Below are 4,273 nucleotides of genomic sequence, written 5' to 3' on the forward strand. Positions count from 1 at the left end.
AGGGTGCCGTTGCGGTCGCGCTCGACATCCAGCCCGCGCCGCTCGGCATGCGCGACGAACCACTCACGCAGCTCCCGATCCGCGCTCGAGTAGCCCGGCCGGCTGAACCCGCCCCGGGTGGTGTCCCGTCCGATCGAGGAGATCTCCTCGATCATCCGCGCTACGCCCGTCATGCGCCGGCCAATGCTGCGAGCGGGCGGAACCGGGGAAGCCCGGCATCCTCACCCGTGACGAGCCGCGCGGCGAGTTCCCCCAACAGCGGCGCGAACTTTGCCCCGTGGCCGGAGCAGGGGGAGAGGATCGTGATGCCCTCGACCCGGTCGATGATGAAGTCGTCGTCCGGGGCATTGGTGAACAGGCACGTCGTCTCGGCGTACGGCTCGGGCACGAGGCCGGGCAGGGTGCGGGCGACGTAGTCGACGACCCGGTCGCGACGTGCGCCGTCGATGACGCGGTCGTGCTGGAGGGCCGAGCCGATCACCGGGCCGCCGTTGTACTCTGCGACCTTCTGCCCGCGGAAGTCGGCGTCGCGGCCACCGGGCAGACCGTAGACCTGGATGTCGGCTCCCTTGTGGATGAAGGTCGGCCAGTCGCCGTCCGGGTCGCGATAGGGGAAGTGCAGTGCCTGCTCCTGCCGCACCTCGAGCGGCGGGAAGCGGTCGAGCGCCTCGGCCGGCAAGTCGAGCCGGTCGAGCAGCGCGGGGAGCCAGCCTCCGGCGGCGACGACGACCTGGGATGCCACGACCGAGTCGCCGGACTCGGACTCCACGACATAACCGTCGCCGTCTCGCGAGACTCGCGATGCCACCCAGTCGTGGCGCAGCTGCGCGCCGAGGCGAACGGCGAGGTGGACCATCGCCTTCACCGCCGACTCGGCATCGATCACGCCCGCCCCCTCGTGCCAGAGCACCGGACCGTCGAACGAGATGCCGGGCCAGCGCTGGGATGCCTCGCGGACGCTCAGCAGCTCGTGCGCGACGTCGTTCGCCGCGAGCACCGCGGCGAGCCCGGCGGGATTCCGCAGCGCACCGAAGTCGAGCGCGCCGGCGCTGCTGATGAGTCGCTGGGCGCTCTCGTTCTCGAGGTCGTCCCAGCCCCCGCGCGCCTCGCGCACCAGCTCCGTGTAGAACGGGTCGGGGTACGTATAGCGGAAGATGCGGGCGGAGCCGTGCGAGCTGCCGAACTCGTTCGCGGGCGTGCTTCGCTCCAGAAGCACGACGTCGCGGCCGCGGCGCGCGAGGGCCCAGGCGGTGGCGGCTCCGGCGAGACCGGCTCCGATGATGACGATCGGATGGGCGGACATGTGATGCCTTTCGTGGCTCCGTCGGTCAGGCGGCGACGGGTGCGATGTCGAAACGGGCGACGAGCGCCGATTCGCACAGGATGCTGCGCGGTCGGGCAGCCTGGAGGAGCGCGCTGCCCGGCGGCAGCGGCAGGTCGTCGACGGTGGCGTTTCCTGCGAGCAGCACCGTCATCGTCGCGGAGGGACTGACCGGGACTCGATTGCGGTGAGCGCGGATGTGGCACGCGGCCTCCGCCAGGGTGCGCTTCACCATGAGGTTCATCACCGAGACGCCGCCGCGGTCGACGGAGGCGATCACGCGAGACTCCCCGCGGAACCGGATCCCCTCGTCGCGGGTGACCTGGTGCTCGATCCCGTCGATCGTGAGGCGCAGCGGCTGAGAACTCAGCGGGATGAGGATGCGATCCATCCCGCCGAGCTGGGAGAACGGCATCCGTCCTCTCAGCTCGGCGATGCTGAGCCGCCAGGCGAGCGTCTTCGCCAGCACCCGGGTCACCCCGAGGCCGTTCGCCCAGGACTCCGACTTGGCGTCCTGCGGCGTGACGACGTCCAACTCGGTGAGCGCGGTCATGCGAGGTGCACTCTCGGGACCGGGATCGTGCACTCTCGGCGGCCGGGAGGTGCACTCTCGCGAGCCGGGAGGTGCACTCTCGGCGGCGGGGAGGAGGGGGACATGGGACTCAGCTGCGTCCGGGGATCCAGGAGGTGCCCGCGAGGGGGACGCCCGCCATCGCGGCGGACTCGACGGTCAGGGCGACGAGGTCCTCCGGCTCGAGGTTGCGGACGTGTGACTTGCCGCATGCGCGGGCGATCGTCTGCGCCTCGAGCGTGAGGACGCGCAGGTAGTTGGCGAGCCGCCGCCCGGCGGCCACCGGGTCGAGCCGCGCCGAGAGTGCAGGATCCTGCGTCGAGATTCCGGCGGGGTCGCGTCCGTCCTGGAAGTCGTCGTAGAAGCCGGCGGCGGAGCCGAGCTCGGCGTACTCGTCGGCGTAGCGCGGGTCGTTGTCGCCGAGGGCGATGAGCGCCGCGGTGCCGATGGCCACGGCATCCGCGCCCAGCGCGAGCGCCTTGGCGACGTCGGCGCCGGTGCGGATGCCGCCCGAGACGATCAGCTGCACTCCAGTGCGATGCACCCCGAGTTCCTGCAACGCGGCTACGGCGGGCCCGATCGCGGCGAGGGTCGGGATGCCGACGTGCTCGATGAAGACCTGCTGGGTCGCGGCGGTGCCGCCCTGCATGCCGTCGAGCACGACGACATCAGCACCCGCCTTCACCGCGAGGGCGGTGTCGTAGTAGGGGCGGGAGGCGCCGATCTTGACGTAGATGGGCTTGCGCCAGTCGGTGATCTCGCGGATCTCGGCGATCTTGATCGTGAGGTCGTCCGGGCCGGTCCAGTCCGGATGCCGGCTGGCCGATCGCTGGTCGATGCCGACCGGCAGGGTGCGCATGCCGGCGACCCGCTCGGTGATCTTCTGCCCGAGCAGCATGCCGCCGCCGCCGGGCTTGGCACCCTGGCCGAGTACGATCTCGATCGCGTCGGCCTTGCGCAGGTCGTCGGGGTTCATGCCGTAGCGCGACGGCAGGTACTGGTACACGAGGGTCTTCGACTGCCCCCGCTCTTCCGGCGTCATCCCGCCGTCGCCCGTGGTGGTGGACGTGCCGGCCTCGGTCGCACCGCGTCCGAGGGCCTCCTTGGCATTGGCCGACAGGGCACCGAAGCTCATCCCGGCGATCGTGACCGGGATGTCGAGGTGGATGGGCTCCAGCGCGTGCCGCCCGCCCAGGGTGACGTCGGTGGAGCACTTCTCGCGGTAGCCCTCGAGCGGGTACCGCGACATGCTCGCCCCGAGGAAGAGGAGGTCGTCGAAGTGCGGCAGCGAGCGCTTCGCACCCCACCCGCGGATGTCGTAGATGCCGGTGGCGGCGGCTCGCTGGATGTCGGAGATGGTGGCGCGGTCGAACGTCGCGGATTCGCGAAGGCCGAGCGCGGCGAGGTCGTGTGTCATGGTGACTCCCTGGGGCTCAGTACGCAGCGGCTCAGTACGCGCCGGCGTTGTCGACTTTGAAGTGGTAGAGGTTTCGGGCGGACCCGTAGCGACGGAACTCCTCCGCGCGCTCGCTGCGACCGGCGCGGGCGAGCAGCTCGGTCAGCTCGGCGAGGTGCTCGGGGCGGACGTCCTTCTCGACGCAGTCGGCTCCGAGCGAGGCGACCTCGCCGCGCACGTAGATGCGCGCCTCGTAGATCGAGTCGCCGAGCGCTTCGCCGGCGTCGCCGCAGACGACGAGGCGCCCGGCCTGGGCCATGAACGCCGAGGCGTGGCCGATGCTGCCGCCCACGACGATGTCCACGCCCTTCATCGAGATGCCGCAGCGGGCTCCGGTGTTGCCGTCGACGACGACGAGTCCGCCGTGGCCGGTGGCGCCGGTGGCCTGCGACGCGTCGCCGGTCACGTGCACGACGCCCGACATGATGTTCTCGGCAAGGCCGACTCCGGCGCTGCCGTGCACGGTGGCGGTACCGGTCTGGTGCATGCCGGCGAAGTAGTACCCCACGTTGCCGTGCACCGTCACGTCGAGATCGGCGGTGATGCCGACCGCGATGTTGTGGCTGCCCATCGGCGAGTCGACGGTCCACGAGGTCCCGTCCTCCGCGTCGTGCAGCAGCTGGTTGAGCTCGCGGACGGTCGAGCGCGACAGGTCGATGGTCGTCGCGGTCGCGTCCAGGGGGGCGGTTGCGATGGTCATGCGGCGGCTCCTTCCAGAATGGGGGCGTCGAGGCGCCAGGTGTAGACGACACCGGGCGAGGGCTCGAAGATGCGTGCGTCCTCGATGCCGGGCAGGCCGGCGAGGGCGCGATACTCGGATGCCATGGCGATCCAGTCGTCCGTCTCGGCGATGATCGCGGGCTTGCACGCGATGGCGTCGCGGACCACGGCAAACCCGTCCGCGGTGGTCACCAGCAGCGTGTAG

4 protein-coding genes and 1 pseudogene are annotated in these 4,273 nt (G+C 71.0%); all 5 read right to left on the reverse strand.

The window, feature by feature from the left end; translation table 11 throughout:
• Positions 1-169: 169 nt before the first annotated feature.
• A complete protein-coding gene (locus tag VFX99_RS14520; RefSeq protein WP_329667005.1) occupies positions 170-1,303 on the reverse strand; it encodes an FAD-dependent oxidoreductase in 1,134 nt (377 codons plus the stop codon).
• 25 nt (positions 1,304-1,328) lie between these two features.
• Positions 1,329-1,874, reverse strand: a complete 546-nt coding sequence (locus VFX99_RS14525) for a HutD family protein (protein WP_329667006.1) — start codon at positions 1,872-1,874, stop codon at positions 1,329-1,331.
• A gap of 109 nt (positions 1,875-1,983) precedes the next feature.
• Positions 1,984-3,309 (reverse strand): FMN-binding glutamate synthase family protein, encoded by a 1,326-nt coding sequence (locus VFX99_RS14530; RefSeq protein ID WP_329667007.1) that lies wholly within the window; start codon positions 3,307-3,309, stop codon positions 1,984-1,986.
• 31 nt (positions 3,310-3,340) lie between these two features.
• Positions 3,341-4,048 (reverse strand): protein glxC, encoded by a 708-nt coding sequence (locus VFX99_RS14535; protein ID WP_329667008.1) that lies wholly within the window; start codon positions 4,046-4,048, stop codon positions 3,341-3,343.
• Positions 4,045-4,273 (reverse strand): annotated as a pseudogene (locus tag VFX99_RS14540) (glutamine amidotransferase); the annotation flags it as partial. The gene VFX99_RS14535 and the pseudogene VFX99_RS14540, both read right to left, overlap by 4 nt.

This window comes from Microbacterium sp. (assembly GCF_036277215.1).
GTDB lineage: Bacteria > Actinomycetota > Actinomycetes > Actinomycetales > Microbacteriaceae > Microbacterium.

What these genes read in the sequence shown, in the direction of transcription:
- VFX99_RS14530 (WP_329667007.1), bottom strand. Translation starts at nt 3,309, where the DNA reads ATGACACACGACCTCGCCGCGCTCGGCCTTCGCGAATCCGCGACGTTC.
- VFX99_RS14525 (WP_329667006.1), bottom strand. Translation starts at nt 1,874, where the DNA reads ATGACCGCGCTCACCGAGTTGGACGTCGTCACGCCGCAGGACGCCAAG.
- VFX99_RS14520 (WP_329667005.1), bottom strand. Translation starts at nt 1,303, where the DNA reads ATGTCCGCCCATCCGATCGTCATCATCGGAGCCGGTCTCGCCGGAGCC.
- VFX99_RS14535 (WP_329667008.1), bottom strand. Translation starts at nt 4,048, where the DNA reads ATGACCATCGCAACCGCCCCCCTGGACGCGACCGCGACGACCATCGAC.